The organism is Pinirhizobacter sp. (assembly GCF_035317885.1).
GTDB lineage: Bacteria > Pseudomonadota > Gammaproteobacteria > Xanthomonadales > Rhodanobacteraceae > Pinirhizobacter.
In genome coordinates this window covers 1-26529 of sequence record NZ_DATHFX010000179.1, presented here as the reverse complement: position 1 = coordinate 26529, position 26529 = coordinate 1, and the positions used below count along the sequence as shown (strand labels likewise).

The window sequence follows — 26529 nt, the reverse complement described above, 5'->3', positions numbered from 1 at the left end:
CGAACAGCATCGGTACCTCCGCGCGGATGGAGTGGCCTTCCCATAGCACGATACGTGGGTGCGCATCGCGCATGCGCGCGATCTCGGCGGCGAGCGCTACGTGGTACGGGCGCCAGTACTGCTCGACGCGGGCGGCGGTTTCATCGGGCCCCGGGGCTTCGCCATCGCGGTAAATCGGGGCGCCGTCGAACATCATCGTGGGCACCAGGCCGGTTTCGGTACGCCCGGGATACAGCGCGTGTCCGTCGGCGGGGCGGTTCAGGTCCACCACATAACGCGAAGCCAGCGGCTTGATCACGCTGGCGCCCAGGCCGACGGCAAAATCGTAGAGGAGGTCTACGTGCCAATCCGAGTCCGGTGAAACCTGCGCCAGCGGGTGCATGCGCCCGGCGATATCGGCGGGAATGAAACTGCCGTTGTGCGGCAGGCTCACCAGGAGCGGCGCGGTGCCGCGGTGCAGGTGGAACGTTTCCATGGCTTACCTTCTAAGCGGTGCGAGCATTCAGGAGCACCAGCTCCTCGCTCGATGTCGGGTGGATGGCCACCGTGGCGTCGAAATCCTTCTTGCGCGCGCCAAGGCGCAACGCCACGGCGAAGCCCTGCATGATCTCATCGGCTTCCACTCCCAGCATGTGCAGGCCCACCACGCGTTCATCGGGACCGGCGCAGACCATGCGGATCAACGAGCGTTCGCTGCGACCGGCCAGGGCGAACTGCATGGGCAGGAAACTGCCGTGGTAAACGGTAACGGCATCGCCATGCGTTTGCCGCGCCTCGGCTTCGGTCAGGCCCACGGTAGCCAGCGGCGGGTGGGAGAACACCACGCTGGGAATGTAGTCCGGATCGACGTGGGCATCGGCGTTGCCGCGGAACAGGCGATCGGCCAGGCATCGGCCAGCTTGCACGGCTACCGGCGTCAGGGCCTTGGCCTGGGTGACGTCGCCGATGGCGTGGATGCCCGGCACGCAGGTGTCCTGGTAGCGATCGACCACGATGTGGCCTTCGGCGTCCCGGTCCACGCCCAGGTCTTCAAGGCCGATACCCGATGAATTCGGCTCGCGGCCCACGGCCCAGATCAAGGCGTCGTAGGGACCGGGCTGGTCGCCCTTGTCGCAGGTAAGCCACAGCTGCGCGCCATCACGTCGCACGTCCTGGATCTGGCAGCGATAGTTGATGTCGATGCCATGGGCGACCATGTGCTCGCCCAGCGCGTAGGCCATGGGTTCGTCGAAGCCACCCATCAGGCGATGGCGCACGTAAAGCGTGACACCGCCGCCAAGCGCCCGCAGCAGGCCGGCAAGCTCCACGGCGATATAGCCACCGCCGACGATGGCGGTGCGGCGGGGACATTCGCGCAGGTCGAAGAAGCCATCGGACACCATGCCCAGCCCGAAGCCCGGCGTGTCCAGCCGACGCGGCCGTGCACCGGTGGCGATGACGATGTGTGGGGCTGTCAATGTGCGTGTGCCGGTGGTGACGCGGTCGGGGGCGATCAGTTCGCCGCGGGCCGCGATCATGTGCACGTGCGTGTCAGCCAGAGTCTTGCGGTAGCCGGCGTGGATGCGGTCGATGTAGGCCTGGCGACGGCCGATGAAGGCCGGCCAGTCCAGGGGACTGTCGCCCACATCCTTGAACCCGTAGTCCCGCGCCAGGCCGAGGCCATCGGCCATCTGCGCGGCGTACCACATGGCTTTCTTCGGTACACAGCCCACATTCACGCAGGTACCGCCGATGACGCCGTCATCAAGCAGCGCCACGCGGGCCCCGTGGCGGCCGGCGCGGATGGCGGCGGCGAGGCCGCCTGATCCGGCACCGAGCACGATCATGTCGAACGGTTCGATTTCCATGGGCGCTAGTTTCCCTGATTCGACACCGACCCGGCCAGCTATCGAACACTTCTCATCGACTCACTTAAGAGGTTGACGCAAGCCATTGTTTTGATAAGCTCGCGCCAACGCCACTCACGCTGCATACGATGGGCAATCGCGCCTGCACCACTGCCACGCGAAACCACCGCTCCACGCTTGCCCGGGCGTTGGCCGTACTTTCCCTGATCCTCCTGGCCGCATGTTCATCTTCCCCCAGCCGTTCGCCCTCGCGCCCCATGAACCTGGGGTGGTCGAATGAGCGTGCCGCCGCACTGCCGCCGGACGCTGCCAACGACGTACTCTTCCGCGCCATCGGCCTGGTCGGCACACCCTACCGCTGGGGCGGCAATACGCCGGCGGGGGGCTTCGATTGCAGTGGACTGGTGGGCTACATCTACAAGACGTCCACCGGCGTGATGTTGCCGCGCACCTCGCAGGAAATGGCCGGCTTCGGCCGCGAGCGCGTGGATGCCCCGGACCTTGCCAGTGGCGACCTGGTCTTCTTCGGTAGCCGTGGCTCGGTAAGCCACGTGGGCATCTATGTCGGCAAGGGCCGCTTCGTCCATGCGCCCAACAGCGGCGGTACCGTGCGCCTGGACAACCTGGACGGGCCGTACTGGAAAGACCACTTCGTGTACGGACGGCGCGTCCTTTAGTCCGCGCGGCTTTCGCCTTGTCTAACTGATAGCTGAACCATTTCCGTCAATCATATTGTGCACAATTTAATTGTGCGCTATCGTTTCATCCATGAGAAGCCTCGACAACCACCTCTGCTTCGCCCTCTACGCCGCTTCCCGTGCCATGACGGCCGCCTACCGTGGCCCGTTGTCGGAACTGGGACTCACCTATCCGCAATTCGTCGCCATGGTGGTGCTTTGGGAAGCCGACGGCGTGACGGTCAGCGAGCTGGGCGAACGGCTGCAGCTGGACAGCGGCACCCTCACCCCGCTCCTGAAGCGCCTGGAGCAGGCGAACCTGGTGAGGCGCCAACGCAATGCCGATGACGAACGCGAACTCATCGTCACCCTTACCGATGACGGCCATGCCCTGCAGCGCAAGGCCAACGACATTTCCGAACAGGTTTTCTGCCGCACCGGCCTTGAAGAAGGCACTGCGGTACAGCTACTCGGCGATCTGCACGACCTCGCCGCCCGGCTTCGCGACAACACCTCCGTCTAACCCCCAAAACTGAAAGGAACGTCCCATGAGCGTCAGCAAGATCGTTTACACCGCCACTGCCACCGTCCACGGCGGCCGCGAAGGCCACGCCAAGTCCAGCGACGGCGTGATCGACATCGACCTGAAGATCCCCAAGGAAATGGGCGGCCCCGGTGGCGCGGGCACCAACCCCGAGCAGCTGTTCGCGGCCGGCTATGCCGCCTGCTTCGAAGGCGCCACGCGCTATGTGGCTCGCGAAAAGAAGGTCGCGCTGAAAGATGCCTCGGTGACCGCGCACGTGGGGATCGGCCCGCGCGAGCCCACGGGCTTCGGCATTGCAGTGAAGCTGGAAGTACACCTGGAAGGTGTGGACGCAGCCACGGCGCAGGACCTGGTAGACACCGCCCATCGCGACATCTGCCCGTACTCGCATGCCACGCGCGGGAATGTCGACGTTGAGATCGTGCTGGTCTGATTGACCATTCGGCAAACAAAAAAAGGCGCCCTTCAAGGGCGCCTTTTTTCATGCCGGTAGCTGGCCTGCCGGTGAGGGGTCAGAGTCATGACTCTGACCCCCACCCCACCGCATCAGTGCTCGCCGTCACCCTTGGGATGGGCGTGACCGTGCTTGAGCTCTTCTTCGGAGGCGTCGCGCACCAGGTCGACGTCGATGGCGAAGGTCAGCGTCTTGCCTGACATCGGGTGGTTGAGGTCCACGTCGACCGTGGTCATGCCCACCTTCTGCACCGTCACCACGCGCTGGCCGCCTTCTTTCAGCGCCAGCACGATGGTCTGGCCAGGTTTGATCCTGGCGGCGTTCGGGACGTACTTCTTGGGCACGCGCTGGGTCTGGCCCTCGCGGCGCTCGCCATAACCCTGCTCGGGGGCGATGGTGACCTCGAAGCTGTCACCGGCCGACTTGCCTTCAAGGCCGGCTTCAAGGCCCGGGATCAGCTGGCCGTGGCCGAGCAGGATCCACAATGGTTCACCGCCTTCGCGGGAGGTTTCCACCTTCTCACCGTCGACGGTGAGGGTGTAGTGGAACGAGATGACCTTGTCCTTCGCAGCCTGCATGGGGTTGTTCTCTTCGGTGCAAACCGGTCATGTTAGCGGCTGAAACGTGCCCAGTCACGCTGGCGGGGCGTCACGCCCGGCGCCAAAACCCACGCCCTTGGCTTCCGGGCCGAATCCGGCCAGGAGGGCCAGGATCACCGCGACCACGGCAATCCACAGTCCCATGGCGAATGCCAGGTCGCCGCCATGCCAGCCGGCGATCAGCAGCTGGGCGTTGCCGGTATAGGCGGCCAGCAGGTTGCCGATCTGGTAGGCAAAGCCCGGCAATGTGCCCCGTACGCTGTCCGGCGACAGCTCGTTCAGATGCGTGGGCACCACGCCCCAGGCGCCCTGCACCATCACCTGGATCAGGAAGGCACCGATCGCCAGCAGCAGCAGCGAGCCGCCATGTACCCATAGCGGGATCACCGGGATCGCCAGCAAGGCGGCGATCACCATCGCCCGCCGCCGGCCGATGCGCTCGGACCACGCGCCAAAACACAGGCCGCCGACCATCGCTCCGAGGTTGAGCATCGCCACCAGCATGAAGGCTGCACCGGAGCCCGTCGGCAGGTGCAGGCTCTTCTCTTCGAAGGTGTGATAGAGATCCTGCGAGCCATGGCTGAACATGTTGAAGGCGGCCATCAGCAAGGTCATGTAGATCGCCAGCTTCCAGTGGCCGCGCATCGACTCAACGAGGCTGCGCTTGCCGTGCTCGGCCCGGCTGGCCTCCCACACGGCGGATTCGGGAACCGAACGGCGGATATAGAGCACCAGCAGGGCCGGAGCCGCGCCGACCACGAACAACCCGCGCCAACCGATATGGTCGATCAGCAGCCAGTTGGCCAGGGCACCGAGGAAGAAACCGCAGGGATAGCCACTTTGCAGCAGGCCGGATACCAGGCCGCGCGCCTTGGGCGGCACCGACTCCATCGCCAGCGAAGCACCCAGCCCCCACTCGCCGCCCATCGCCACGCCGAACAGGAAGCGCAGTACCAGCAACATGGTGAGCGACGATGAAAACGCGGTGGCCAATTCGAAGGCCGAGAACAGGATCACGTCGAGCATCAGGATCGGGCGGCGGCCGTAACGGTCGGCCAGGCGGCCAAACAGCAAGGCGCCGATCGGACGCGCCGCCAGTGTCAGGAACAACCCGTAAGTTACTTCGGACGGCGAAACCTTGAATTCGTCGGATATGCCGACGATGACGAAGGTCAGCAGGAAATAGTCGAATGCATCGAGCGTCCAGCCGAGGAAACTCGCCAGGACCGTGTGCCGCTGGGTCCGATCCAATTCTCGCAGGGGGGAAAGGAAAGACATGATCAGCCTTGTTGCCCGTCGGAAACCCGGGGCAGTGTAACCGGGCGCGGCGCGCCGATCTGCCCCGTTTTTCTACCGGCAGGCCAACATCTGGCTCACACGGCGAGGACGTAGTGTGGATAGACTCATGCCGACCCAACACGGAGGAGCCACCCATGCAGTTTCGTCATGTCCTCGCCGCCAGCGCCCTGACCCTCCTGGCGGCCCCCGCACTCGCCCTGCCGGCAGCACAGCAGAGCCCACCCCCGCCGCCGCCCAGCCAGGGGTCCATGGCCGCGCCGACAACATCGTCGGAATCCGGTACAGCGCCATCGTTCGACGAACTGGACAAGAATCACAAAGGCTCGCTCAGCCGTGGCGACCTCCCCAAGGACGTCGACGCACTGAAGCAATTGCGAGCGCACTTCGGCGAGGCCGACCAGGACCACAACGGTCGCCTGTCGCCTGCCGAATACAACACCTATGTCGGCGCCAAGCCACCCGGCGCCGACCAGAAGCACTGATCGAGCACGGAACGGCGCGGCCGGCCCGCGCCGTTCCGAAGGTTCGCCGTCGCCGCGAAGGATCCCCACCATCGAAGCGTCCCACCTGAACCATCGCGCCCGCCAGCGCATCGCCCGCCGTTTCGGCACGATCAACCAGCGGCTCTACATCGGCTTCAAGCTGGCAGCCGATCCGGTATATGCAGCGGCCGCGCGCGTGCGCGGCAACAGTGCGCTACCCCTCTTCGACCTGGGCTGCGGCATCGGCCTGCTTGCGCACTACCTGCACGGTTGTGGCCTGCTCGACCGCTACATCGGTACCGACCACGATTCGCGCAAGATCGAGGTGGGCAATGCAGCGCTCGTCCGTGGCGGCATCGACCGGCGCGTGCAGCTGCACCATGGTGACGCCGCCGATGCCTACGACACGCAAGGCGACGTGGCGATGCTCGACGTGTTGCACTACCTGCCCCGCGAGCGGCAACCGGACCTGCTCTCCTCCGCCGCCTCGCTGGTGGCCCCGGGCGGGGTGTTGATCCTGCGCAATGTGGTCCGCGAACCCAACTGGCGGTTCCGCTTCACGGTGTGGGAGGAACACATCCTCAGGGCCTCCGGCTGGATTCCCGGCGGCGCCCAGCACTACCCCAGCGCCGAGGAAATCAGGGCCCCACTGCGCGAAGCGGGCCTCTCCGTATCGATGCAGCCCCTGCGTGGCCGCACCCCATTCAACAGCTACCTGATGGTCGGTCGGCGCGCCTGAACGGCCCGGTTCGCATGAAAACGGCAAGCCTGATACACTTGACCGGCTCGTAGACGCCCCCGACTCCCTTGCGGACTCATCGGCGAGGGATATTCCCTCGCCCGATCCCCCACCCCGGTTGCGCGCACGGCACCGGCCAGCCCCTCATCCGACGGGCGGCCGCGAAATCACCAGCATCGAGGCGCGGTATCAGGGAGCGCCCGGGCACATCAGGAGTTTTTCCATGTCCTTCGAGTCGCTGGGCCTTGCGCCCGCGCTTCTTCGTGCGTTGTCCGAACAGGGCTACACCGAACCTACCCCCATCCAGGCCGCGGCCATCCCGCTGGTGCTCCAGGGCGCCGACCTCATGGCCGCTGCCCAGACCGGCACTGGCAAGACAGCGGCCTTCGCCCTGCCGCTGCTGCAGCGCCTGAGCGAGAAAGCCCTGGGCGACGGCCGTCGTCCGGTCCGCGCCCTCGTGCTTACCCCCACCCGCGAACTGGCCGCCCAGGTGCATGACAACCTGCGCGAGTATGGTCGCCACCTGCGCCTGTCCAGCACCGTGATCTTCGGTGGCGTCGGCATGGGCAACCAGCTCACGGCGCTGCGCCGTGGCGTGGACATCATCGTGGCCACCCCTGGCCGCCTGATCGACCACATGCAGCAGCGCTCGGTCGACCTGTCGAAGATCGACGTGCTCGTGCTCGACGAAGCCGACCGCATGCTCGACATGGGCTTCCTGCCGGCGTTGAAGCGCATCCTCAACGCGCTGCCCAAGCAGAACCGCCAGACACTGTTGTTCTCGGCCACTTTCGCGCCGGAGATCAAGGCACTGGCGCGTGAGTTCATGCGCGATCCGCGCGAAGTGTCGGTTTCCCCCGCCAACTCGGTGGCTGCCCTGGTCACCCACCACGTTCATCCGGTGGATGCCGAACGCAAGCGCGACCTGCTGCTGCACATCCTGTCCATCGACAGCCGCCGCCAGACGCTCGTGTTCAGCCGTACCAAGCATGGCGCCGACAAACTCGTCCGCCACCTGGAAGTGTCCGGCATCCGTGCCGCGGCCATCCACGGCAACAAGAGCCAGAACGCGCGCACCAAGGCGCTGGCGGACTTCAAGGCGAACAAGGTCACGGTGCTCGTGGCTACCGATATCGCCGCGCGCGGCATCGACATCGACCAGCTGCCGGTCGTGATCAACTACGACCTGCCGATGGTGGCCGAGGACTACGTGCATCGCATCGGCCGCACCGGTCGCGCGGGCTCGGACGGCCAGGCGATCTCGCTGGTCAGCCACGACGAAGCCGGCCTGCTGCGCGACATCCGTCGCCTGCTCAAGGACGAACTCAACGTCAGCGACATGGCCGGCTATGAGCCGTCCACCCCGCTGCGCACCGACGCCGCCGCGCCGCGCCCCAAGCAGGCCCAGCGCCAGCCGCAGGGCCAGCGTCCGCAGCGCAACGGTTCGCGCGACGGCAAGCCCGGCCAGCGCCCGCCGGCCACGCACCGTCCGCACGGCCACGTGAACAATGGTGGTGGCGAACACGCCGCCGGCAACAAGCGTCGCCGCCAGCGTCGCGGTGGTGCGGCCAGCAACAAGGCCTGAGTCACGCTAACGATGTGAGATGAGAAAGGCCGCGAAAGCGGCCTTTTTCTTGTCAGTCCTGGCGCACTTTCGAGGTGAGCACGTGGTCTTCCCATACGCCGTGGATCTTCAGGTATCCACGCGCCATGCCTTCGCGCTCGAAACCGAGCTTCTCCAATAGTCTTCCGCTGCGCTCGTTGCGCGGCATGTAGTTGGCCATCACGCGGTGCAGGTCCAGTGGGCCGAAGGCGTAGTCCAGGCCCGCGCGCAGTGCCTCGGCCATGATCCCCTGCCCTTGCCACTCGGCAGCCAGGCCGTAGCCCAGGTGTGCGGCCTGGAACACCCCGCGCACGATATTGGCGAAGGTGAACGAGCCCATGACCCGGCCGGTCCCGGGGTCGAAGATGCAAAAAGGCCAAGCAACGCCAGCCCTTGATACGCTGGACCACTGCACGATCGAGGTACGCGCACCCTCAAGCGTGTAATAGCCCTCCTCACGCAAGGGCTCCCAAGGCGCCAGGTGAACGCGGTTCTCCAGCCGGTACGCCAGCACGGCCTTGGCATCGGCGATGCGTGCCACCCGTAACTCCGTGCGCGGTGTGCGAAGGACCGGTTGGGTCATGCGCGCAACGCGGCCGCGTGGTGACGAAGGTGGTCTTCCATGAAGCTGGCAATGAAGTAGTAGCTGTGGTCGTAGCCTTCCTGGCGGCGCATGCGCAGCGACTGGCCTGCCTGCGCGCAAGCTTCCTCGAACAACTCCGGCTTCAGCTGGTTGGCGAGGAACTGGTCGGCCAGGCCCTGGTCGATGAGGATCTCGCCGTCAAACCGCTGCTTCTTCACCAACTCGCTGGCGTCCCAGGCCTTCCACGCTTCGCGGTCGTCGCCCAGGTAGCGCCCGAATGCCTTCTCGCCCCATGGAACCCGGCATGGCGCCACGATCGGGGCAAAGGCGGAGAGCGAGCGATATCGGTCGGCATGGCGCAACGCCGTCACCAGCGCGCCGTGCCCACCCATCGAATGGCCGAAGATGCCACGGCGATTCCCGTCGAGAGGGAAATGCCCTTCGACCAGGGCCGGCAACTCTTGCCCGACGTAGGTGGCCATGTTGAAGCGCGCCGACCACGGTGCCTGCGCGGCATCGAGGTAGAAGCCCGCCCCTTCGCCGAATTCCCAGTCGCCGGTGGCGCCTTCGATGCCGGTGCCGCGGGGGCTGGTGTCGGGCATCACCAGGCCCAAGCCCAGTGCCGACGCCGCGCGCTGGGCGCCGGCCTTGATGGTGAAGGTTTCCTCGGTGCAGGTGAGGCCTGCCAGCCAATAGAGCACCGGGACGGGACCGGCCGCGGCCTGTGGTGGCAGATAAACGGCAAATTTCATCGCACCGCCGCAGGCTGGCGACTCGTGCCGGTAGAACCCCTGCGTGCCGCCGAAGCTGCGCTGTTCCGAAACCACTTCGATGGCTGTCATCGACCGGCGTTCCCTCGTGGATGAATGCGACGCAATCGCGGCCAGGAAGTGTACTCCACTGCAATGCAGCAGAAATTCTGCAGGGCAGCCCCCGTGGCTGCTAGAATGCCCGCTTCGCCCCGCCGCAAAGGCCGCTGGCGCGTCCCATGTTCCCCGAGGTTCCCATGTCGTCCCCTGCTTCCGAAACCACCCCGGTCACACCCGGGTTCAGCGCGCTCGCCCTTGAGCCTAACGTCGCCCGCGTGCTCGCCGAAGTGGGTTACGAGACGCCCTCGCCGATCCAGGCCGCGATCATCCCCTCGATGCTGGAGGGTCGCGACGTCCTGGGCCAGGCGCAGACGGGTACCGGCAAGACGGCAGCCTTCGCCCTGCCGATCCTCTCGCGCATCACCATTACCCATGGCAAGCCGCAGGCACTGGTGCTGGCGCCCACGCGCGAACTGGCAATCCAGGTGGCCGAGGCCTTCCAGAAGTACGCCACCTACATTCCCGGCTTCCAGGTGCTGCCGATCTACGGCGGCCAGAGCTACGGCCCGCAGCTGCACGGCCTGCGCCGCGGCGCGCACATCGTGGTCGGCACCCCCGGCCGCGTGATCGACCATATGGACAAGGGCACGCTCGATCTTTCGGAGCTCCGTTTCCTGGTGCTGGACGAAGCCGACGAAATGCTGCGCATGGGCTTCGTCGACGACGTCGAGAAAGTACTCCAGGCCACGCCTGAGACGCGCCAGGTCGCGCTTTTCTCGGCCACCATGCCCTCGCAGATCCGCCGCATCGCGCAAAGGCACCTGAAAAACCCGGTCGAAGTCACCATCAAGACCAAGACCACCACCGCGGCCAATATCCGCCAGCGTTACTGGTGGGTCAGCGGCATGCACAAGCTCGATGCGCTCACGCGCATCCTTGAAGCCGAATCGTTCGACGCGATGATCATCTTCACGCGCACCAAGCAGGCCACCGAGGAACTTGCCGAGAAGCTGCAGGCGCGCGGATTCGCCGCCGCGGCGATCAACGGCGATATCGCCCAGCCGCAGCGCGAGCGCGTGATCGCCCAGCTGAAGGACGGCAAGCTCGACATCCTGGTCGCCACCGACGTCGCCGCCCGCGGGCTCGACGTGGAACGCATCAGCCATGTGCTGAACTACGACATCCCCACCGACACCGAAAGCTACGTGCACCGCATCGGGCGCACCGGTCGCGCCGGGCGTAGCGGCGAAGCGATCCTGTTCGTCACCCCGCGTGAGCGCAACCTGCTGCGCGCGATCGAACACGCTACCCGCCAGCCGATCGAGCAGATGCAGCTGCCCACCGTGGAAGCGGTGAACGACCAGCGCATCGCCAAGTTCAAGAGCCGCATCGGCGAGTCGCTGGCCACCGGCGGCCTTGAAAAGTTCCAGCAGCTCATCGAGCAGTACGAGCAGGAAAACAACGTGCCGGCGATCGAGATCGCCGCCGCCCTCGCCCGCATCGCCCAGGGCGACCAACCCCTGTTGCTCGAGCCGCCTGCCCGCCGCGAATTCGCCGAGCGCCCGCAGCGCGACGACCGCCCAGCGCGGGATGACCGCCCCTCACGCGACGACCGTGCGCCCCGCGCCGACCGCCCGCCGCGCCGGGAATTCGATCCCGCCGAACGCCGTCCCGCCCCGGCCCGCGCCATGCGCGAGCACGTCACCGAGAACGGCAAGCGCACGTACCGGCTGGAAGTGGGCCACGACCATGGCGTGAAGCCCGGCAACATCGTCGGCGCGGTGGCCAACGAAGCCAACATCGACAGCCAGTTCATCGGCCGCCTTTCCATCCGCGGCCACTACAGCCTGATCGACCTTCCCGAGGGCATGCCCCCGGAAGTCTTTACCCACCTGAAGAACGTCTGGGTGTCAGGCCAGAAACTACAGATCGCCGAGTGGAATGGACAGGAAGAAGCCGGCAGCGCCGCCCCTCCGCCGGCGCCACGTCGATTCAGCGGCGACAAGCCGCACGGCAAGAAACCGTACCTGGGCAAGAAGCCGCCGCGTAAGAACTAACTGTCGCGGTCTTGCTAAGGCACACCGACGAAGGTATTGCAGCTGTTCGGGTCGCCGCTGGTGAAGCCGGTCTTGAACCACTTCACGCGCTGAGCGGAGGTGCCGTGGGTGAACGAGTCCGGCACCACGCGGCCGCGTGCCTGCTGCTGCAGGGCGTCGTCACCGATGGCCGTCGCCGCTGTCATGGCCGATTCGATATCGCCGGGTTCCAGCCACTTGTTTCGCTGCTGGCCCCGGTTGGCCCATACGCCTGCAAAACAATCAGCCTGCAATTCCTGCCGTACCGAAAGGCCATCGGCACCTTCCATCCGCGCGCCCGACTGCCGCGCCTGCGCCACCTTGTCGAAGATGCCCAACTGTTCCTGCACGTGGTGGCCCACTTCGTGGGCGATCACGTAGGCGCGGGCGAAATCGCCTGCCGCATGGAATCGATTGCTTAGTTCATCGAAGAAATCGACGTCCAGGTAAACGATCTGGTCGCCCGGGCAATAGAACGGGCCCACGGCCGCCGACGCCGAGCCGCAGGCGGTATTCACGCTACCGCGGAATAACGCCAGTTTCGGATCGACGTACGTCTTCCCCTTCTCCTGGAATATCTGGTGCCAGGTGTCCTCGGTATCGCCCAGGATCGCCCGCACGAAATCCTTCTGCTCGGCCGAGGCGCTGGCCGTCCCCGTGTTCGCCTGCGGCGCTGCACGCTGCTGCTGCGGCACCGGCACGCCCTGCTGGTCACCCTGCAGCAGTGCGGTGGGATCCTTGAAGAACACCAGCCCCAGGATGGCCAGGATCACGATCCCGCCCAACCCCAGCCCGCGGCCTCCGCCAAACCCGCCCCCGCCAAATCCGCGTCCCCCGCCAGACCCGACATCCTCGACATTGTCGCTACGACGACCTTTCTGCCAAAGCATGGACTTCTCCCCGTCGGCCCGTTGTTCGCGAAAGATAGCAGGCCACGTTGTCGTGGAGAGGTGTGGACACCACACACCGACGCTTACCCGTCGCCTGAGGCGACCGCGCGCAGCATGCAGCGATCGTTCCTGTACGAGCTTTACTCAGAACTAAATGCCTCTGACCCCTTAGTGGGTGCGGGCTTTGCCGCGACCCCTCCCGCGCCGAGCGCCGCCAGGCGCGACGGCCCCCGCAACCCGGGGTGCCCTTTTTTCTTGGTTCGGTTCTTTTTTGGGCAAGCAAAAAAGAATGAACGCGCCCCCCCCCGGCAGGGGGCAAGACCCCGGCGCGAAGCGCCGGCCCCCCGCGAAGCGGACCTAACCCGCGCGCGAAGCGCGCACCCGCTGCACGCGGGCACCGTCCATGGCCACAACCTCGAACCGCCAAGCGGTAACGACGAACGCGTCGCCCGCCTCGGGCAGGCGACCCATGTGCTGCAGCACGAACCCCGCCAGGGTGGAAAAGCTGTCGTCGGCGGTGAATTCGGTATCCAGGAGGTGGCCGACACGCCGGAAATCCAGGCTACCGTCGAACAGCCACGCGCCGTCGGTCTCGCTGACGGCGGCGGGGTCGCCCTGGGCTTCGTCAGGGAATTCGCCGGCGATCGCTTCCAAGACGTCGGCGGGCGTGGCAAGGCCCAACACGCTGCCGTATTCGTCCACCACGATTGCCACTTGCAACGGCGAGCGGCGGAATTCGTCGATCAGGCGCAGTACGCTAAGTGATTCAAGCACGGTGATGGGCTTGCGCGCGATGCCATCGACATCCACCCGTCCGTGCTCGGCCAGGCTCGCCATCAGGTCGCGGGACGAGGCCAGGCCCACCAGGGCGTCCAGGTCGCCGCGGGCCAGCGGCAGCCAGTGATGCTGCGACTGGCGGGCTTCGTCCATCAGCGTCTGGACGTCTTCGTCGGGGTCGATCCAGACAATGGCCGTGCGGGGCGTCATGATCGAGCGCACCGGACGCTGCGAAAGATCGAGCACGCCCTGCACCATCGCCAGTTCGTCCTTGCCGAATACCGACTCGTTGCCGGCCTCAGGCTCGGTGGGTTTGCCGCGGGAAGTGTCCTCGTCATCGCCACCGAGCATCCGCAGCACCGCCTTGGCGGCCCGCGCACGCATGCCGCGCACGCCACCGGCGACGTTCTTCCGGTGGTTGCGGCGCATGGTCTGGTTGAATGTCTCGATCATGATCGAGAAGCCGATCGCCGCGTACAGGTATCCCTTGGGGATGTGGAAGCCGAAGCCCTCGGCGATCAGGCTGAAGCCGATCATCAACAGGAAACTGAGGCACAGGATCACCACCGTCGGCCGCGCATTGACGAATTCCGTCAACGGCTTTGACGCAGTGATCATCAGTGCCATCGCCACCACCACGCCGATCATCATGATCGACAGGTGATCGACCATGCCCACGGCGGTAATCACCGAGTCGAGAGAGAACACCGCATCGAGCACCACGATCTGCACCACCACCAGCCAGAAGCTCGCCGGCTTCCCACCGCGGCCATCGCCGTCGTCGCCGGCCTCCAGGCGCTCATGCAGTTCCACGGTGGCCTTGAACAAAAGGAACGCACCACCGACGAGCAGGATGATGTCCCGCCACGACAGGCCAAAGCCATGGATGTCGAACAATGGCTGCGTGAGCGCGATCAGCCATGACATCACCGCCAGCAGGCCAAGACGCATCACAAGGGCCATGCCCAGGCCAAGCAACCGCGCCCGGTCGCGGAGTCCCGGTGGAAGCTTGTCGGCCAGGATGGCGACGAACACGAGGTTGTCGATACCCAGCACGATCTCCAGGACGATCAACGTCAGGAGGCCTGCCCAGGCCGAGGGGTCGGAAAGCCAGTCGAAGACGAACATGGGGCGGCGGCGGGCGCCGGGGTTCCTCCATTCAGGAACCGTCGATAATACACGGCTGGTGCGACACCCCTGCCGGAAGACGGCCTTGCGCCCGGGGTGCAAGGGCGCCACCTTGCCGTAAACGCACAGCGGAACAAAAAGTACGTGAGCCACGCCATCGACCTTCCCTCCCCCGCTACCCAGCCGCCGCCGCGCTGGTGGGAAGCCTTGGCGCTGATTGCCGTCTATTTCCTCCTGCAGGTGGCGGTCGGCGCCATCGTCGGCCGGTCCATCGTGGCCTTCGACAACCTGATGGTGGACTCAGGTTCCACGGGCCTGGCGCCGGCGCTGCGGCTGCCCACGGTGGTGGTGCTCACCCTGATGCTGGCCACCGCGATGGTCATGGCCCTGGTGCGCTGGCGCTGGAGCTCCTGGCTCGACGCCGGCCGCCTGCCGGGCCTGGGTTTCGTCCGCGCGTCGGACCGGTTCCTGGTCACGGCTGCGGGATTGGGCTTCGTCGTGCCCATCGTCGGCGGCATCGTGACCAGCTGGCTCGCCCACGGCCAGGATCTGGGCCAGACCATCACCGAAATCGGCCGCGGTACGCCCTTCGGTGCCCGGGTGGTGCTGTTGCTGGTGGTGGTGAGCGTGGGTCCCTTGGTGGAAGAAACCCTGTTCCGCGGGGTGTTCCTGGGGGCGCTGAGCCGTCATATGTCATCGGCCTTCGCCATCACCACGAGCGCGGTGCTGTTCGCCATGGTCCACCTGCCGGACCTGCACGGCGCCGCCTATGCCCTGCCCAACCTGTTCCTGCTGGGCTGGGTGTGCGGGTGGCTGCGCGTACGCAGCGGGTCGATCTGGCCGGCGGTACTGGCGCACGGTGCGAACAACCTCATTGCCGCCGGTGCGTGGTTCGTTGCCACACACCAGCCATGACACGCCCCCGCTACCAGGCACGCTCCAGCGCGGCGACATGGCGTTCCAGGCGCGGTCCCAGGTAACAGTGCGAGCCGCAGGGCAAGAGCCCCGCATCGCCGAACTGCCGCAGGTACCAGGCCGGCGCACGTGAGAAAAATCCCACGTGATCGCCACCGACGTCATCCTTGCTGGTGTAGAGCTCCAGGAACGCGATGCCCTCGAGCATCTCGCCAATACCGGCAAGACCCTTTCGGATCTCCGCAGGTTTCAGGTAGTGCAGGACGTCAGTACATACGATGAGGTCGAAACGATCATCGAAGCGCAGGTGTTCAAGCTGGCCAAACGTGGCAAGGCCAATGTTGCGGCTGCGGCCGAACCGCTCGACCACATAGGGACTGGCGTCCAGGCCACGGTAATCGACACCGGGTCGCAGCTTCTTGAGCACCGCCCGCCAATTGCCTTCGCCGCAGCCCACGTCAAGCACGTTGCGCAGGGGCCGGCCAAGGTAGTACTCGGCCTGGGCCACCACCATGGCCACCTTCCGCCCAAGCTCCGCGCGCGACTGCACGCTGTGGCGGGGGTCGCGGTACCACTTGTCGAAGTAACGGCGATCGTATTGCTTGCCGGCCATCGCGGCCCTCCTGGGAATGCGCTGCAAACGCGCATGGTAGCTGCGCCTTGACCCGGGGCACACACGGCGCGTTCCACGATAGCCTTTTCCGCTGCAAGGAACCCCAATCCATGGCCACGGTCCGCATCCGCTTTACCGGCAATCGCGAGGACGCCGATTCGCTGATCAATGTGCTGCACGGCATCGATGGCATCGAGCACGTCGAGGAAGTAGACGACCTGATGCCGGTGATGCGTGACGATTCCAGTTCCAGCGAGAATTCCGACGACATGGGGGGTGGCAGCAGCACCTACTACGTGGAGGTGCACGCGCCCAACCGCAGCCACGCGGACACCGTGCGTGAGGCGGCGGAGCTCTACGCGCGCCGTTCGGGTTCGGCGGTGGAGATCGTCGACGAGTTCTAGCGGGGGTAAAACGTGCCTGTAGACCAATCGTGGTCTGGCGCGTTTGTTTCCCTTGCGACCTTAGGAGAAGGACTCTCGCGTGACCCGACGCCACCTGATCGTTGCCCTGGCCCTCTTCCCGGCGGCCTGCGCGCAAGCCACGCCGCTCGGACGTGATGACATCACCTGGCTTGCGCGCCTGGGCTTCGGCACCGATAGCCAGATGCTTGAAACCTACCAGCGTGAAGGCCGCGAGGCGTTCCTGGAGGAACAATTGCAGGGCAGCGATATCTCGCTGCCGCCTGCCATCGATGCCTTCGTGCGCAGCCTGACGATTACGAAAATGCCGGTGCAGGAACTGGCCCTGCAATTTCGCGACGCCCAGCAAGTGATCCGCGCGATGCCCGCTGGGCCGGCACAGGTACAGGCGCGCAAGGACCTACGCCAGCGCGGCCAGGTGCTGGAGCAGGAAACCCAGGCCACCGTCGCGCTGCGCGAGATCTATGGCCGCGACCAGCTTCGCGAGCAACTCACCTGGTTCTGGTTGAACCATTTCAGCGTGTTCGGCGACAAGGCGCGCGTGCGCTGGTTTGTCGGCGACTACGCCGACCGGGTGATCCGCCCCCATGCCCTGGGCAAGTTCCGCGACCTGGTGATGGCAAGCCTCACCAGCCCCGCCATGCTCGATTACCTGGACAACTCCAGGAATGCCAAGGGCCACGTCAACGAGAACTACGCCCGCGAACTGATGGAACTGCATACGCTGGGCGTGGATGGGGGCTACACCCAGGCGGACGTCCAGCAGATGGCACTGGTGTTGACTGGCGTCGGCGTGAAACTCGACGACACCGCACGCAAGCTGCCACCTAAGCTGTTGCCGTACTACCGATACGAGAACCTGTTCGAGTTCAACCCGTCGCGCCACGATTTCAGCGACAAGGTGTTGATGGGACGGCCGATCAAGGGAAGCGGCTTCGACGAGATCGAACACGCGGTGACCCAGCTCACTCGCACACCCGCGTGTGCGAAGTTCATCACGCGCAAGATCGCCGTGTACTTCACCGGCGACAACCCGCCGCCAGCCCTGCTGAACCGGCTGGCTGACACGTTCCTGCGTACCGATGGAGATATCGCGCAGGTCATGCGCACCCTGTTCACCGCACCGGAACTCACAACCATGCCGCCGATGAAATTCAAGGACCCGAACCGTTTCGTCGCTTCGGCAATGCGGCTTACCCTCGACGGCAAGCCGGTGGTGAATCCGATGCCAATGCTGCGCTGGGCGCAGCAGATGGCGCAGCCCACCTTTGGCCGTCTCACGCCCGACGGCTGGTCGCTCGATGGCGGCGCGTGGAGCAGCTCCGGCCAGCTGAGCCGCCGCTTCGAAATCGCCCGTGCGATCGGTAGCGGCGCACCGCAGCTCTTCGCCCCTGAACCACTGCCGGGCGAGAAGACACCGCCGCCGCGCCTGCCGCCGCCGGATCTGAAAAATTCGCCGCTGGTCGCAGCCACCTTGATGCCATGGCTTTCCGAATCGACGAAAACCGCACTGGCGCAGGCGAAGTCTCCGGTGGAATGGAACACATTTATCTTGAGCAGTCCCGAGTTCAACCAGAGGTAGCCATGAACCGTCGACAATTCCTCCTGGCCAGCGCGGCTGCCGCCGCCGTTCCTGCCCTTGGCCTCGCGCCCGGACGGCTTTTCGCGGCGCCTAAAGACACGCCGCGCCTGCTGGTGGTGTTCCTGCGCGGCGGCTATGACGCAAACAACCTGCTGGTGCCCCATGGCAGCGACTTCTACTACCAATCGCGGCCAAAACTGGCGATCGCCAAACCCGATGCCGCCAATCCCGATAGCGCGATCGCGCTCGACGGCCACTGGGGCCTGGCGCCGACGGTAAAGGACTCGATGAAGCCGCTGTGGGATCGCAAGCAGGTGGCCTTCATCCCGTTCTCAGGCACCACCGATCTTTCGCGCAGTCATTTCGAAACACAGGACAACATCGAGGCCGGCGAACCGGACGGCCATTCGATGGCGCAGCGTTCGGGGTTCCTGGCGCGGCTGTCGGGGGTGATGAAACCCGCAAGCCCCATCGCCTTCACCGACTCGCTGCCGCTTTCCTTCCAGGGCGGTGGCGACATCCCCAACATCTCTCTGCGCGGCGCCGGCAAGGCGGCATTCGACGACCGTCAATCGGCGTTGCTTGCCGGCATGTACCACGGCACGCCGCTCGAGCAGGCCGCGAGCGACGGCCTGAAGCTTCGGCAGCAGGTATCGGCCGACCTGACCCGGGAGATGGTGGCCTCCTCGCGCGGCGCCGTCAGTGCCAAGGGTTTCGCGCTTGAGACCCAGCGCATGGCCACGCTCATGCGCGATCAATACCGGCTCGGCTTCGTCGACGTCGGTGGCTGGGACACGCATGTGAACCAGGGTGCGGCCAAAGGCCAGCTGGCCAACAACCTGGGCAACCTTGGCGCGGGGCTGGCGGCCTATGCCGACGCCCTGGGCGAGGAATGGAACAACACCGTGGTGATCGTGGTGTCCGAGTTCGGCCGTACCTTCCGCGAGAACGGCAACCAGGGCACCGACCACGGCCACGGCACCACCTACTGGGTGCTCGGTGGCCGCGTGCACGGCGGCCGCATCGCCGGCGACCAGGTGGCCATCACCCAGCCCAACCTGCTGCAGGATCGCGACTACCCCGTACTCAACAACTACCGCGACGTGATCGGCGGCCTGCTGGTCCGTGGCTGGGGCCTGTCGTCCAGGCAAGTGCAACAGGTATTCCCGGGATCGAAACCGAAGGACTTACAGCTGGTGTGACGAACCTGCTACGTTCCTTTCCCTGACCAACGTTCGGGGAAGCTCAAGATGAAAACCCTCCTGCTCGCCGGCGCGGTTGCGCTGGGCCTGGCCACCGCCGCGGTGGCGGCCGACGCGACCAAGACGCCGCCGGTGAAGGACATCCTGGCCAAGTCGTCGCCACAGGAATGGCGTACGCCGGACCCTGAGAACCTGCTGTACATGGACCTTCCCCAGGGCCGGGTGATCATCGAACTCGCCCCCGACTTTACGCCCCTGCACGCGGCCAATATCCGTACCCTCGTGCGCGAACACTACTTCGATGGCCTGGCGGTGATCCGCGTGCAGGACAACTTCGTCACCCAATGGGGCGACCCCGAGGAAGACGACAAGGCGAAGATGAAATCGCTGGGCAAGGCCAAGGCTTCCCTGCCCCCGGAGTTCACCCGCCCGATCGATGCGAAGCTGTCCTGGACGGCGCTGCCCGACGGCGATGTGTACGCGCCGGAAGTGGGTTTCTCCAACGGCTTCCCCGCTGCCCGCGACAAGGCCAGCGGCCAGGCGTGGCTGGCCCATTGCTATGGCGCGGTAGGCGTGGCGCGCGATGTCGGCCCCACCACCGGCAGCGGCAGTTCGTTGTACGCGATCATCGGCCAGGCCCCGCGCAACCTTGATCGCAACCTCGCCGTCGCCGGCAAGGTGATCAAGGGCATGGAGTTCCTTTCGGCCTACCCGCGCGGCGCGGAGCCCATGGGCTTCTACAAGGATGCCGCCTTGCGCACCACGATCAAGAGCGTGCGCATCGCCGCCGACGTGCCGGCCGCCGAGCGCACACCGATCCAGGTACTGCGTACCGACTCTGCAACCTTCGCCGCCGTGGTGGACGCCAAGCGCAACCGCCACGACGACTTCTATACCTTGCCCGCCGGCAAGATCGACCTGTGCAACATCAACGTGCCGGTGCGCGAGAAGCCCTAGCGGTAACCGGCCGCCTGCAGTTCGAAGAGTTCGGCGTATTGCCCGCCGGCAGCCACGAGTTCCTCGTGGCTGCCCACTTCCACCACACGGCCATTGCCCAGCACCAGGATGCGGTCGGCCATGCGCACGGTGGAAAACCGGTGCGAGATGATCACCGCGGTTTTCCCCGCGGAGAGATCCTTGAAGCGCTGGAACACACCGTATTCGCTGCGCGCGTCCAGCGCCGCGGTGGGCTCGTCCAGAATCAACAGAGGGGCCGCGCGCATATAGGCGCGGGCGATGGCGATTTTCTGCCATTCACCGCCGGACAAATCCACCCCGCCCTTGAAGAATTTGCCCAGCATCTGCTCGTAGCCCTTGGGTAGCTTGCCGATCACCTCGTCGGCCATGCTGCGCGCGGCGGCGTCCTCGATGCGGGCCTTGTCGTCGCGCGCATCGATGCGGCCCACGGCGATGTTCTCTCCCGCCTGCAGGTAGTACCGCACGAAGTCCTGGAAGATCACACCGATGTGCGCACGCAGTTCCTCCAGGTCGTATTCGGCAAGCGGATGGCCGTCGAGCAGGATCTGTCCCTCGTCAGGGTCGTACAGTCGCGAAAGGAGCTTCACGATGGTGGTCTTGCCCGCGCCGTTCTCGCCCACCAGCGCCAGCACCTCGCCGGCGCGAAGGGTGAAATCAAGATGGCGCACGGCCCAGCGCTCGGCGCCGGGGTAACGGAAGCCGACATCGACGAAACGGAAGCCCTCGCGCACCGGCACCGGGAACGGCCGGGCGTCTTTCGGCGAGAGGATCTCAGGCTGGATGCGGAAGAACGAGAACAGGTCTTCCAGGTACAGCGCCTGCCCCGCCAGTTGCGAGAAGCCCGAGAGCAAGCCATCGAGCAAGGTGCGCAGCCGACGAAACGAGGCGGACAGGAAGGTCAGGTCGCCGATGGAAAATTCCCCATGCACCGTGCGCCAGGCGATCAGCGCGTAGGCGCCGTAGTAGCCGAGCGTTCCCACCGTGGTGAACAGGCCTCCCCAGCTGGCGCGCCCCACGGCAATGCGCCGGTTGGCTGCGTACATCGCCCGGGACAATGTGGCGAAGCGTTCGATCAGGAAGGGATTGAGGCCAAAGCTCTTCACCTCTTTGGCGGTGCCCGCGCTGGCACCCACCATGCGCAGGTAATCCAGCTCGCGGCGTTCGGGCGTCCATTCGTAGTTCACCGCGTAGCTTCGCGCGTTGAAGTGGATCTCGCCCAGGAACGCCGGTACCAGCGCCACCAGCAACAGCAGGATCAACCACGGCGTGTACACCGCAAGGCCGATGGCGAAACTCGCCATGGTCACGATGTCCTGGGCCTGGCCGAACAATTGCGAAAGCATGCCGCTGCGACCAGCTACCTGGCGACGCGCGCGGTCCAGGCGATCCTGCAGGTCCGCATCTTCGAAGTCTTCAAGGTCCAGGCTTGCCGCGTGCTCCATCAACTCGATGCTGGTTCGGTTGGCATAGAGTTCGGACAACAGCGAATCCACCAGCGACACCAGGCGCCCGAGCAGATCCGACGCCACCGCCAGTGCGAACTCGGTGCCCAGCAACCACCACAGGTGCTCGTAGTCGAGTACCCCGCCCGACAGCGCCCCGCCGCGGATCAGCCGGGTGACTTCGTCGATGATCAGCTTGCCGACGAACAGCGTGGCCACCGGCAGCAATGCGCGCACCAGGCGCAGGCCGAGGTCGAGCACGGTGAGCGTGCGGCTGGTACGCCAGATCGCCGCCAGGAACTGCGGCACGTTGGACATCGCGCCCAGGCGCTCGCGGAACCCCAAGGGCGGCGTGGGCTCGGGGTGGCGGCCTTGCGTGCGGGATTGACGGGCCATCGATCAGGTTCCGGGCATCATGCGAAGCGGCAAGGGTACGCCGTGTAAGGTAAGCGGCGTTACCACGGTCATTTCCTGCGACTACGTACACCCCCAAGGACATCACCCATGCTCGCCCGCCGTTTCCTCATTCCCCTTCTTGCCGCGTTGGTCGGGTTCTCTACCGTATTGCCGGCGGCCGCGCAGCAGGCGCCGGAATTCGCTGGTATCGCCGGCTGGCTGAACTCCAAGCCGCTCACCATGCAGGGGCTGCGCGGCAAGGTGGTGCTGGTGGATTTCTGGGCATATTCCTGCATCAACTGCATCCGCACCTTCCCCCACGTGACGCAGTGGTATGAAAAGTACAAGGACAAGGGCCTGGTGATCGTGGGCGTGCACGCGCCGGAATTCGACTTCGAGCGCCAGGAAGGCAATGTGCGCGACGCGATCAAGCGCTACAACATCACCTACCCGGTGGCGCTGGATAACGACCTGAAAACCTGGGATGCGTTCTCCAACCAGTACTGGCCGGCGGAATACCTGATCGACAAGAAAGGCAACATCATTTCCAAGCGTTTCGGCGAAGGCCACTACCTGGAAACGGAAAACGAAATCCGCACCCTGTTGGGCCTGCCCCCGCTGCAAGGCGATGAGGCGCCCAGCACGCTGGGCATGGTGGGTAGCCCCGAGATGTACTTCGGCAGCGATCGTCAGGAATTCCTGGCCAGCCCCGAGAGCGGCCGCCTGGGCACGCGCGACTTCACCGCGCCCACCCGGCTTGAACTGAACAAGTTCGCGCTCGTCGGTGCCTGGGAGATCGGCCGCGAGAATGCCACCCTGGTGGGCGATCACGGCGAGATCCGCCTGCACTACAAGGCCGCCAAGCTCCACATGGTGGCAAGCGCGATCACGCCGACCACGCTTGAAATCATCGTCGACGGCAAGCCGCAGCCGCCAGTCACCGTCCAGGGCAGCATGCTTTACACGCTGGTGGACGGCAGCGACTACAAAGACCACGTGGTGACAATCAAGGTGCCCAAAGGGTCGTTCCACGCCTTTACCTTCACGTTCGGCTAGCCGGGCGTACCGATTACGGGGTCAGAGTAATAACTCTGACCCCTCCCCCTGCGCCCCTCCCCCCTTGTCTTTGGACTATCTAAGATATATCGTACAGCCACACCTACGATATATCGGAGATACATCCATGCGTTGGCACGACCGTTGGAACGACGTCCGCGACCGCCTCCACGAGGCGCACGCCATGCACAACCATCACTTCATCGGCCGTCACGGCATGTTCGGCGGCGGTGGCCGTCGGGGCGGCGGTGGCTTCTTTGGCGACGACGAAGACATGCGCGGCGGCCCGATGGGCGGTCGTGGCCGCATGTTCGGCCAGGGCGACCTGCGCCTGGTGCTACTGGCCCTGATCGAGCAGCAGCCGCGCCACGGCTACGAACTGATCCGCACCATCGAGGAGATGGTCGGCGGCGGCTATTCGCCAAGCCCCGGCACCGTCTACCCCACCCTGACCATGCTCGAGGAACTGGGTTACGCCGTGGTCGAGGCCGCCGACGGTGGCAAGAAGCGCTACGCCATCACGCCTGAAGGCGTGGTCTGGCTCGATGGCAACCGCGCCGAGGTCGACATGCTGATGCAGCGCATGCAGGACAACGCGCACCGCATGCACAAGATGAATGCGCCGAACGACGTGCGCCAGGCCATGCACGAAATCAAGCACGCCCTGTTCGCCCGCGCCGGTGCCTGGAGTGTCGACGAAGCCGCGCGCATCACCGCCATTTTGCGCAAGGCCGCCGCAGCCATCGCCAGTGGAGACAAAGCATGACGGTAGCCACCCACGAAAGCCGGCGCGTCCGGCATCCGCTGGTGTTCCGCCATGTCCAGGTACTTGAAGTACAGGACATCACGCCGTCGATGCGCCGCGTTATCTTCGGCGGCGAGGAACTGGCCGGTTTCTCAAGTGCCGCGGCGGACGACCACGTCAAGCTGTTCTTCCCCGTCAACGGCGAACCCTTGCCGCGTCCGACCATGGGCGCCGATGGCCTGCAGTTCCCCGAAGGCGCGGCGCGACCGCCGCTGCGCGACTACACACCGCGCCATTTCGATGCCGCGGCGCGTACGCTCGCCATCGACTTCGTACTGCACGGCGATGGTCCGGCAGCGACCTGGGCTGCCACGGCGGCACCCGGCCAGTTGATCGGCCTGGGTGGCCCACGCGGGTCGATGCTGGTGGCCGATGACTTCGACCACTACGTGATGGTGGGCGATGAAACCGCCCTGCCCGCGATCGGCCGCTGGCTCGAGGAACTTCCCGCCCGCGCCCATGTCACGGTGCTGGTGGAGGTCGCCGACGAACGCGACCGCCAGGCCTTCCACTCGCGCGCCAACGTTCAGGTGACGTGGATGCATCGTGATGGCACCCCGCCCGGCGGTGGCACCCTGCTGCTCGATGCGCTGGCGGCGCTGCCCCTGCCCGAAGGCGACGTATTCTGGTGGATCGCCACCGAATCACGGCGTGCCCGGTTGATCCGGCAGTCCCTGGTAGCTCGCGATGGTGTGAACGCCGAGTGGGTGAAGGCCACCGGTTACTGGCAGCTGGATCCGGCGGACGACTGAACCATCATTAAGGTTCACGGGCGGCAAACGACATAAATTTGCCGTCCGCTCCGTTATGCCTAAGGTCATTGGACGGGCAACGCGGGGGAGATGCACGATGAAACGCGGCAGGAAAATACTGGCATGGGTGCTTGGCATCGTGCTGTTGCTTATCGTGATCCTGGTGATCGTGATCGCCACCTTCGACTGGAACCGGGCCAAACCGTACGTCAACGAGAAGGTCTCCGAGGCCATTGGCCGGCCCTTCGCCATCAACGGTGACCTGAGCGTGCACTGGGCGCGCGAACCATCGGAAACCGGCATCGGCTCGATCGTGCCGTGGCCCGAATTCACCGCGCGGGATATCACCGTCGCCAATCCCGACTGGGCCAAGACACCGACATTCGCCAAGCTCGATGCCGTCCAGTTCCGCCTGAGGTCGCTGGGCCTGCTTCACCACCGTATCGTGATCCCCCACGTGCAGCTGACCGCGCCCACCATCGACCTTGAGCGCGTGAAGGACGGCCGCGACAACTGGACCTTCAAGATGCCCGAGACCACCGGGCCCTCCGAATGGGCCATGGAGCTCAACGAGATCGGCTTCGACAAGGGCCACATCGAGTTGGTGGATGCCGCCAATGCGCTATCGATGAAGATCGACGTGGCGCAACTGGAGAAAGCCATACCGTTCTCGGACATCATGGCCCAGCAGGAACAGGCCTCCCGCGGCCAAGCCGGTGCCACGGTGGGTACCTCGAAGGACCTGCGCAAGAACAAGGCGGGCAAGAACGATCGCGCCGATGAAACCAAGCAGCGCCAGACCTATGCCTTCGGCTGGAAGATGTCGGGCAGTTTCCGCGGCGCGTCGATCCAGGGCAGCGGCAAGACAGGTAGCGTGCTAGCCCTGCGCGATGCCACCAAACCCTTCCCGGTGCAGGCCGATACGCGCATCGGCGACACGCACATCGCCATCGTCGGCACCCTTACCGACCCGGTGAATATGGGTGCGCTGGACGTACGCCTGTGGTTCTCCGGCAACAGCATGTCCAATCTCTACGCCATCACCGGCATCACCCTGCCCGACACACCGCCCTTCGCCACCGAAGGCCACCTGATCGCCAACCTTTCGAAAGGCAACAGCGTATTCCGCTATCAAGACTTCACCGGACGCGTGGGGGGTAGCGACCTCAACGGATCACTCACTTTCAACGGCGGAGGCCCACGTCCGAAGCTCTCGGGCAATGTCACCTCGCATCTGTTGCTGTTCTCGGATCTGGCGCCCTTGATCGGCGCGGATTCCAACAAGGAAAAAGCCCAGCGCGGCGACGCCACCCAGCAGCCTGCCGACAAGGCGCTGCCGGTGGAACCGTTCCGCACCGATCGCTGGAAGGCGATGGATGCCGATGTCACTTTCTCGGGCGAAAAGATCATCCAGGACGCCAAGCTGCCCATTACCTCGCTGCAGACCCACATGGTGATGGACAACGGTGTGCTTAGCCTGCAACCGCTGAAGTTCGGCATGGCCGGCGGCACGGTGGACAGCACGATCGGCCTGAACGGCCAGGCCGTGCCGATGAAGGGCACCATCAAGATGTCCGCCCGGCATATGAAGCTCAAGGAACTCTTTCCTGGCTTCGCACCCATGCAGACGAGCCTGGGCGAACTCAACGGCGATGTCGCACTCTCTGCCACGGGAAATTCCGTGGCCGCCCTGCTGGGCTCGTCCAACGGCGAGATCAAGATGCTGATCAACGATGGCGCCATCTCCAAATCGCTGCTGGAGATCGCGGGCCTCAACGTCGGCAACTACCTCGGCGCCAAGCTCTTCGGCGACAAGACGGTGAAGATCAACTGCGCAGCCACCGACATGACCGCCACCAA

26 protein-coding genes are annotated in these 26529 nt (G+C 65.4%); 16 read left to right on the top strand and 10 right to left on the bottom strand.

Translation table 11 applies throughout. From position 1 onward, the window contains the following. Both VK519_RS05665 and gorA read right to left on the bottom strand, forming a co-directional pair. On the bottom strand, positions 1–475 hold a 475-nt coding region (locus VK519_RS05665; RefSeq protein WP_324348157.1), incomplete at its 3' end, for an N-formylglutamate amidohydrolase. A gap of 10 nt (positions 476–485) precedes the next feature. Then, a complete protein-coding gene (gorA, locus tag VK519_RS05660) occupies positions 486–1847 on the bottom strand; it encodes a glutathione-disulfide reductase (RefSeq protein WP_324348156.1) in 1362 nt (453 codons plus the stop codon). A 128-nt stretch (positions 1848–1975) separates the two neighbouring features. On the opposite strand from gorA, the gene VK519_RS05655 reads away from it, so the two are divergent. The 3 genes from VK519_RS05655 to VK519_RS05645 all read left to right on the top strand — a co-directional run bounded on the left by VK519_RS05655 (position 1976) and on the right by VK519_RS05645 (position 3501). Beyond that, positions 1976–2524 carry a C40 family peptidase gene (locus tag VK519_RS05655; RefSeq protein ID WP_324348155.1) on the top strand — a complete coding sequence of 183 codons (549 nt, stop codon included), beginning with the start codon at positions 1976–1978 and terminating at the stop codon, positions 2522–2524. Between the two features lie 91 nt (positions 2525–2615). After that, positions 2616–3047: a MarR family winged helix-turn-helix transcriptional regulator gene (locus tag VK519_RS05650; RefSeq protein ID WP_324348154.1), complete on the top strand. Its 432-nt coding sequence runs from the start codon at positions 2616–2618 to the stop codon at positions 3045–3047. 25 nt (positions 3048–3072) lie between these two features. Further along, entirely contained in the window at positions 3073–3501 is a 429-nt protein-coding gene (locus VK519_RS05645) for an organic hydroperoxide resistance protein (protein ID WP_324348153.1), read from the top strand. A 113-nt stretch (positions 3502–3614) separates the two neighbouring features. Here VK519_RS05645 and VK519_RS05640 read toward each other — a convergent pair whose 3' ends face one another. Further along, on the bottom strand, positions 3615–4100 hold the full coding sequence (locus tag VK519_RS05640) for an FKBP-type peptidyl-prolyl cis-trans isomerase (RefSeq protein ID WP_324348152.1): 486 nt from the start codon (positions 4098–4100) through the stop codon (positions 3615–3617). Between the two features lie 54 nt (positions 4101–4154). Continuing rightward, positions 4155–5399, bottom strand: a complete 1245-nt coding sequence (locus VK519_RS05635; protein ID WP_324348151.1) for an MFS transporter — start codon at positions 5397–5399, stop codon at positions 4155–4157. Positions 5400–5554: 155 nt separating this feature from the next. Here VK519_RS05635 and VK519_RS05630 point away from each other — a divergent pair, with 155 nt between their 5' ends. The 3 genes from VK519_RS05630 (at position 5555) to VK519_RS05620 (ending at position 8226) form a co-directional block, all read left to right on the top strand. Then, the gene (locus VK519_RS05630) at positions 5555–5902 is read left to right on the top strand and encodes an EF-hand domain-containing protein (RefSeq protein WP_324348150.1); all 348 of its coding nucleotides are present in this window, start codon (positions 5555–5557) and stop codon (positions 5900–5902) included. After that, a complete protein-coding gene (locus tag VK519_RS05625; protein ID WP_324348149.1) occupies positions 5862–6641 on the top strand; it encodes a class I SAM-dependent methyltransferase in 780 nt (259 codons plus the stop codon). The genes VK519_RS05630 and VK519_RS05625 overlap by 41 nt, the downstream gene beginning before the upstream one ends. A gap of 223 nt (positions 6642–6864) precedes the next feature. Further along, a complete protein-coding gene (locus tag VK519_RS05620; protein WP_324348148.1) occupies positions 6865–8226 on the top strand; it encodes a DEAD/DEAH box helicase in 1362 nt (453 codons plus the stop codon). A gap of 52 nt (positions 8227–8278) precedes the next feature. On the opposite strand, the gene VK519_RS05615 is transcribed toward VK519_RS05620, so the two are convergent. Both VK519_RS05615 and fghA read right to left on the bottom strand, forming a co-directional pair. Further along, on the bottom strand, positions 8279–8827 hold the full coding sequence (locus tag VK519_RS05615) for a GNAT family N-acetyltransferase (RefSeq protein ID WP_324348147.1): 549 nt from the start codon (positions 8825–8827) through the stop codon (positions 8279–8281). After that, positions 8824–9669, bottom strand: a complete 846-nt coding sequence (gene fghA, locus VK519_RS05610) for an S-formylglutathione hydrolase (RefSeq protein WP_324348146.1) — start codon at positions 9667–9669, stop codon at positions 8824–8826. Before fghA ends, VK519_RS05615 begins: the two co-directional genes overlap by 4 nt. 164 nt (positions 9670–9833) lie before the next feature. On the opposite strand from fghA, the gene VK519_RS05605 reads away from it, so the two are divergent. Then, a complete protein-coding gene (locus VK519_RS05605; protein WP_324348145.1) occupies positions 9834–11693 on the top strand; it encodes a DEAD/DEAH box helicase in 1860 nt (619 codons plus the stop codon). Between the two features lie 14 nt (positions 11694–11707). On the opposite strand, the gene ypfJ is transcribed toward VK519_RS05605, so the two are convergent. After that, complete coding sequence (gene ypfJ / locus VK519_RS05600) at positions 11708–12601, bottom strand: KPN_02809 family neutral zinc metallopeptidase (RefSeq protein ID WP_324348144.1); 894 nt, start codon at positions 12599–12601, stop codon at positions 11708–11710. Between the two features lie 357 nt (positions 12602–12958). Next, positions 12959–14506 carry a TerC family protein gene (locus tag VK519_RS05595; protein WP_324348143.1) on the bottom strand — a complete coding sequence of 516 codons (1548 nt, stop codon included), beginning with the start codon at positions 14504–14506 and terminating at the stop codon, positions 12959–12961. A 144-nt stretch (positions 14507–14650) separates the two neighbouring features. Here VK519_RS05595 and VK519_RS05590 point away from each other — a divergent pair, with 144 nt between their 5' ends. Then, positions 14651–15421, top strand: coding sequence for a CPBP family intramembrane glutamic endopeptidase (locus VK519_RS05590; RefSeq protein ID WP_324348142.1), 771 nt, complete (start codon positions 14651–14653; stop codon positions 15419–15421). A 10-nt stretch (positions 15422–15431) separates the two neighbouring features. Here the strand turns inward: VK519_RS05590 and VK519_RS05585 are convergent, their stop codons facing one another. Beyond that, on the bottom strand, positions 15432–16034 hold the full coding sequence (locus VK519_RS05585) for a class I SAM-dependent DNA methyltransferase (protein WP_324348141.1): 603 nt from the start codon (positions 16032–16034) through the stop codon (positions 15432–15434). A gap of 110 nt (positions 16035–16144) precedes the next feature. On the opposite strand from VK519_RS05585, the gene VK519_RS05580 reads away from it, so the two are divergent. The 4 genes from VK519_RS05580 to VK519_RS05565 all read left to right on the top strand — a co-directional run bounded on the left by VK519_RS05580 (position 16145) and on the right by VK519_RS05565 (position 20197). Next, positions 16145–16438, top strand: coding sequence for a hypothetical protein (locus VK519_RS05580; protein ID WP_324348140.1), 294 nt, complete (start codon positions 16145–16147; stop codon positions 16436–16438). A gap of 79 nt (positions 16439–16517) precedes the next feature. Then, the gene (locus tag VK519_RS05575; RefSeq protein ID WP_324348139.1) at positions 16518–18038 is read left to right on the top strand and encodes a DUF1800 domain-containing protein; all 1521 of its coding nucleotides are present in this window, start codon (positions 16518–16520) and stop codon (positions 18036–18038) included. A 2-nt stretch (positions 18039–18040) separates the two neighbouring features. Continuing rightward, complete coding sequence (locus tag VK519_RS05570) at positions 18041–19240, top strand: DUF1501 domain-containing protein (RefSeq protein ID WP_324348138.1); 1200 nt, start codon at positions 18041–18043, stop codon at positions 19238–19240. 48 nt (positions 19241–19288) lie between these two features. Further along, the gene (locus tag VK519_RS05565) at positions 19289–20197 is read left to right on the top strand and encodes a peptidylprolyl isomerase (RefSeq protein WP_324348137.1); all 909 of its coding nucleotides are present in this window, start codon (positions 19289–19291) and stop codon (positions 20195–20197) included. Here the strand turns inward: VK519_RS05565 and VK519_RS05560 are convergent. Beyond that, the gene (locus tag VK519_RS05560) at positions 20194–22056 is read right to left on the bottom strand and encodes an ABC transporter ATP-binding protein (RefSeq protein WP_324348136.1); all 1863 of its coding nucleotides are present in this window, start codon (positions 22054–22056) and stop codon (positions 20194–20196) included. The genes VK519_RS05565 and VK519_RS05560 overlap by 4 nt on opposite strands. A gap of 108 nt (positions 22057–22164) precedes the next feature. On the opposite strand from VK519_RS05560, the gene VK519_RS05555 reads away from it, so the two are divergent. The 4 genes from VK519_RS05555 to VK519_RS05540 all read left to right on the top strand — a co-directional run. Beyond that, complete coding sequence (locus VK519_RS05555; RefSeq protein ID WP_324348135.1) at positions 22165–23112, top strand: thioredoxin family protein; 948 nt, start codon at positions 22165–22167, stop codon at positions 23110–23112. Positions 23113–23239: 127 nt separating this feature from the next. Further along, positions 23240–23878, top strand: coding sequence for a PadR family transcriptional regulator (locus tag VK519_RS05550; protein WP_324348134.1), 639 nt, complete (start codon positions 23240–23242; stop codon positions 23876–23878). Beyond that, complete coding sequence (locus tag VK519_RS05545; protein ID WP_324348133.1) at positions 23875–24669, top strand: siderophore-interacting protein; 795 nt, start codon at positions 23875–23877, stop codon at positions 24667–24669. Before VK519_RS05550 ends, VK519_RS05545 begins: the two co-directional genes overlap by 4 nt. A 97-nt stretch (positions 24670–24766) precedes the next feature. Next, the coding region (locus VK519_RS05540) for an AsmA family protein (RefSeq protein ID WP_324348132.1) at positions 24767–26529 on the top strand (1763 nt) is incomplete at its 3' end.

Bases quoted from the DNA above. Each gene is read 5' to 3' on its own strand.
- fghA (WP_324348146.1), bottom strand. From the start codon at position 9,669: ATGACAGCCATCGAAGTGGTTTCGGAACAGCGCAGCTTCGGCGGCACG.
- VK519_RS05615 (WP_324348147.1), bottom strand. From the start codon at position 8,827: ATGACCCAACCGGTCCTTCGCACACCGCGCACGGAGTTACGGGTGGCA.
- VK519_RS05560 (WP_324348136.1), bottom strand. From the start codon at position 22,056: ATGGCCCGTCAATCCCGCACGCAAGGCCGCCACCCCGAGCCCACGCCG.
- VK519_RS05650 (WP_324348154.1), top strand. From the start codon at position 2,616: ATGAGAAGCCTCGACAACCACCTCTGCTTCGCCCTCTACGCCGCTTCC.
- VK519_RS05605 (WP_324348145.1), top strand. From the start codon at position 9,834: ATGTCGTCCCCTGCTTCCGAAACCACCCCGGTCACACCCGGGTTCAGC.
- VK519_RS05635 (WP_324348151.1), bottom strand. From the start codon at position 5,399: ATGTCTTTCCTTTCCCCCCTGCGAGAATTGGATCGGACCCAGCGGCAC.
- VK519_RS05595 (WP_324348143.1), bottom strand. From the start codon at position 14,506: ATGTTCGTCTTCGACTGGCTTTCCGACCCCTCGGCCTGGGCAGGCCTC.
- VK519_RS05570 (WP_324348138.1), top strand. From the start codon at position 18,041: ATGAACCGTCGACAATTCCTCCTGGCCAGCGCGGCTGCCGCCGCCGTT.
- VK519_RS05655 (WP_324348155.1), top strand. From the start codon at position 1,976: ATGGGCAATCGCGCCTGCACCACTGCCACGCGAAACCACCGCTCCACG.
- ypfJ (WP_324348144.1), bottom strand. From the start codon at position 12,601: ATGCTTTGGCAGAAAGGTCGTCGTAGCGACAATGTCGAGGATGTCGGG.
- VK519_RS05555 (WP_324348135.1), top strand. From the start codon at position 22,165: ATGCTCGCCCGCCGTTTCCTCATTCCCCTTCTTGCCGCGTTGGTCGGG.
- VK519_RS05550 (WP_324348134.1), top strand. From the start codon at position 23,240: ATGCGTTGGCACGACCGTTGGAACGACGTCCGCGACCGCCTCCACGAG.
- VK519_RS05645 (WP_324348153.1), top strand. From the start codon at position 3,073: ATGAGCGTCAGCAAGATCGTTTACACCGCCACTGCCACCGTCCACGGC.
- VK519_RS05585 (WP_324348141.1), bottom strand. From the start codon at position 16,034: ATGGCCGGCAAGCAATACGATCGCCGTTACTTCGACAAGTGGTACCGC.
- VK519_RS05640 (WP_324348152.1), bottom strand. From the start codon at position 4,100: ATGCAGGCTGCGAAGGACAAGGTCATCTCGTTCCACTACACCCTCACC.
- VK519_RS05620 (WP_324348148.1), top strand. From the start codon at position 6,865: ATGTCCTTCGAGTCGCTGGGCCTTGCGCCCGCGCTTCTTCGTGCGTTG.
- VK519_RS05565 (WP_324348137.1), top strand. From the start codon at position 19,289: ATGAAAACCCTCCTGCTCGCCGGCGCGGTTGCGCTGGGCCTGGCCACC.
- VK519_RS05630 (WP_324348150.1), top strand. From the start codon at position 5,555: ATGCAGTTTCGTCATGTCCTCGCCGCCAGCGCCCTGACCCTCCTGGCG.
- gorA (WP_324348156.1), bottom strand. From the start codon at position 1,847: ATGGAAATCGAACCGTTCGACATGATCGTGCTCGGTGCCGGATCAGGC.
- VK519_RS05625 (WP_324348149.1), top strand. From the start codon at position 5,862: ATGTCGGCGCCAAGCCACCCGGCGCCGACCAGAAGCACTGATCGAGCA.
- VK519_RS05580 (WP_324348140.1), top strand. From the start codon at position 16,145: ATGGCCACGGTCCGCATCCGCTTTACCGGCAATCGCGAGGACGCCGAT.
- VK519_RS05545 (WP_324348133.1), top strand. From the start codon at position 23,875: ATGACGGTAGCCACCCACGAAAGCCGGCGCGTCCGGCATCCGCTGGTG.